The sequence below is a fragment of the Rhizobacter sp. P2_H2 genome (assembly GCF_056403375.1).
In genome coordinates, this window is sequence record NZ_JBFUFP010001004.1 from 1 (window position 1) to 1983 (window position 1983).

4 protein-coding genes are annotated in these 1983 nt (G+C 68.6%); all 4 read right to left on the bottom strand.

What is annotated here, in order from left to right; genetic code table 11:
* A partial coding sequence (locus AC1D15_RS29340) for a DUF47 domain-containing protein (protein ID WP_477828794.1) occupies nucleotides 1-346 on the bottom strand: 346 nt, incomplete at its 3' end.
* A gap of 77 nt (nucleotides 347-423) precedes the next feature.
* Complete coding sequence (locus tag AC1D15_RS29345; RefSeq protein ID WP_477828795.1) at nucleotides 424-1086, bottom strand: deoxynucleoside kinase; 663 nt, start codon at nucleotides 1084-1086, stop codon at nucleotides 424-426.
* 8 nt (nucleotides 1087-1094) lie between these two features.
* Nucleotides 1095-1448, bottom strand: a complete 354-nt coding sequence (locus AC1D15_RS29350; protein WP_047500693.1) for a DMT family protein — start codon at nucleotides 1446-1448, stop codon at nucleotides 1095-1097.
* A complete protein-coding gene (folK, locus tag AC1D15_RS29355) occupies nucleotides 1445-1942 on the bottom strand; it encodes a 2-amino-4-hydroxy-6-hydroxymethyldihydropteridine diphosphokinase (RefSeq protein ID WP_465111137.1) in 498 nt (165 codons plus the stop codon). Before folK ends, AC1D15_RS29350 begins: the two co-directional genes overlap by 4 nt.
* Nucleotides 1943-1983: the final 41 nt, after the last annotated feature.

Consider the following 1983-nt stretch of genomic DNA (forward strand, 5'->3'; position numbering starts at 1 on the left):
GCACCTCTTCGGTCATCGTGCGCACGTCGTACAGCTGCATGGTCTCGGTGGCGTCCTGCAGCAGGTCGACGATGTCGTCCATCGCGTTGATCAGGCCATGGATCTGCTCGCGGTCGATCGGCGTGATGAAGGTCTTGTGCAGCAGCCGGTTGACCTCGGCGGTGATGCGATCGGCGGCGCGCTCGGCGGCCACCACCTCGTTCGCATGCTTCTCGCGCAGGTTGAGGTCGTTGTAGTTCTCGATCATCGCGATGAAGGCGCGCGCGCCTTCGACGATGAACGCGGCGTGCTGGTTGAACAGCTCAAAGAAATTGCCTTCGCGCGGCAGCAGCTTGCCAAACAGCATCGGGGTCTCCTGGGGATCGGCCGCGCCGTCGTCGCGCTGTCACCAAATTTTCACTGGGCGCAGTGTAGCCGGGCGGTTCAGGCCAGCCGGGGCTGCGCGCCGGGGTCGAAGAACTCGCGCGGGCCCTGGAAGCCGGCCAGCCGGTCCAGCAGCGCCCGCCAGTCGGACTCGCGCTCGATCGGGTTGAAGTGCTCGGTGTTGACGGCCAGCACCGGCGCCGCATCGAAGCCTTCGAAGTAACTCGCGTAGGCATCGGCCAGGCGCTCGAGGTAGTCGGCAGCGATGCGCTGCTCCATCGCGATCGCGCGGCGCTGGATGCGCTGCTGCAGCGTTGCGGTCGGCGCCTGCAGCCAGAGCACGAGATCGGGCTGCGGCACCTGCGGCGCGACCTGGCCATACATCTGGCTGTACAGCCCGTACTCCTCGTCGCTCAGGTTCAGCCGCGCGAAGATCGCATCCTTGGCGAACACGAAATCGCTGACCACCGCCTGCGAGAACATGCCCGGCTGCGCCAGCGAGCGCACCTGGCGCAGGCGCTGGAACAGGAAGAACACCTGGGTCTGGAAGGCGTAGCCGGGCTGGTCGGCATAGAAGCGTTCGAGGAACGGGTTCTCTTCCGCCTGCTCCAGCATCGTCTCGGCCCCCAGATGAGCCGCCAGGCGGCGCGCCAGCGAGCTCTTGCCGACGCCGATCGGCCCCTCGATCGCGATGTGGCGGAAGCGCTCCAGGCCCGTGCTCATCGGAACATTCACGAGCGGAAGATGAAGTAGACCGCGCCGACCAGGCACAGCCCGGCCCACACGTAGTCGAGCTTGAACGGCTGGCCCATGTAGATCATCGCGAACGGCACGAACACGCCGAGCGTGATGACCTCCTGCGTGATCTTCAGCTGCGCCAGCGAGAAGCCGCCGGCATAGCCGATCCGGTTGGCCGGCACCTGCAGCAGGTACTCGAACAGCGCGATGCCCCAGCTGATCAGCGCCGCGACGAACCACGGCTTGTCGGCCAGGCTCTTCAGGTGGCCGTACCAGGCGACCGTCATGAAGACGTTCGACGCGATCAGCAGCACGACGGTCTGCACCGACACGGGGATGGCATTCATGGGTCGATCCGGGAGAGGGGTTGGGGGTCGAGGCCGGCCAGCAACGCCGCGACGCGGCCCCGTCCGGGGATGAGGAGGTCGGGCGCCAGGTCGGCCAGCGGCGCGAGCACGAAGGCCCGCAGGTGCATGCGCGGGTGCGGCACGGCCAGCGCCGGCAGGCCGATCACCTGCTCGCCGTACAGCAGCAGGTCGAGGTCGAGCGTGCGCGGCGCGTTGCGGTACGGCCGCTCACGGCCATGCGCCGCCTCGATGGCCTGCAGGCCGGCGAGCAATGCCAGCGGCGACAGCGTGGTGCGCAGCCGCGCGACGGCATTGATGAAATCAGGCCCCTGCGCATCGACCGGCTGCGTGCGGTACAGCGGCGAGGCCTGCAGCGAATCGACGCCCGGCAGCGCGGCCAGCTCGGCCAGCGCCTGGGTCAGCGTCGCGCGGGCATCGCCCAGGTTCGCGCCCAGGCCGACGAAGGCCTCGGCGCCGGGCTCATTCGCCGGCATTGCCGCCGGTGGCAGGCGCATCGCCGGCACCACCGCCCGGC

Excerpts from the sequence above, each read along its gene's own strand:
- AC1D15_RS29345 (WP_477828795.1), bottom strand. The coding sequence starts at position 1,086 with ATGAGCACGGGCCTGGAGCGCTTCCGCCACATCGCGATCGAGGGGCCG.
- AC1D15_RS29350 (WP_047500693.1), bottom strand. The coding sequence starts at position 1,448 with ATGAATGCCATCCCCGTGTCGGTGCAGACCGTCGTGCTGCTGATCGCG.
- folK (WP_465111137.1), bottom strand. The coding sequence starts at position 1,942 with ATGCCGGCGAATGAGCCCGGCGCCGAGGCCTTCGTCGGCCTGGGCGCG.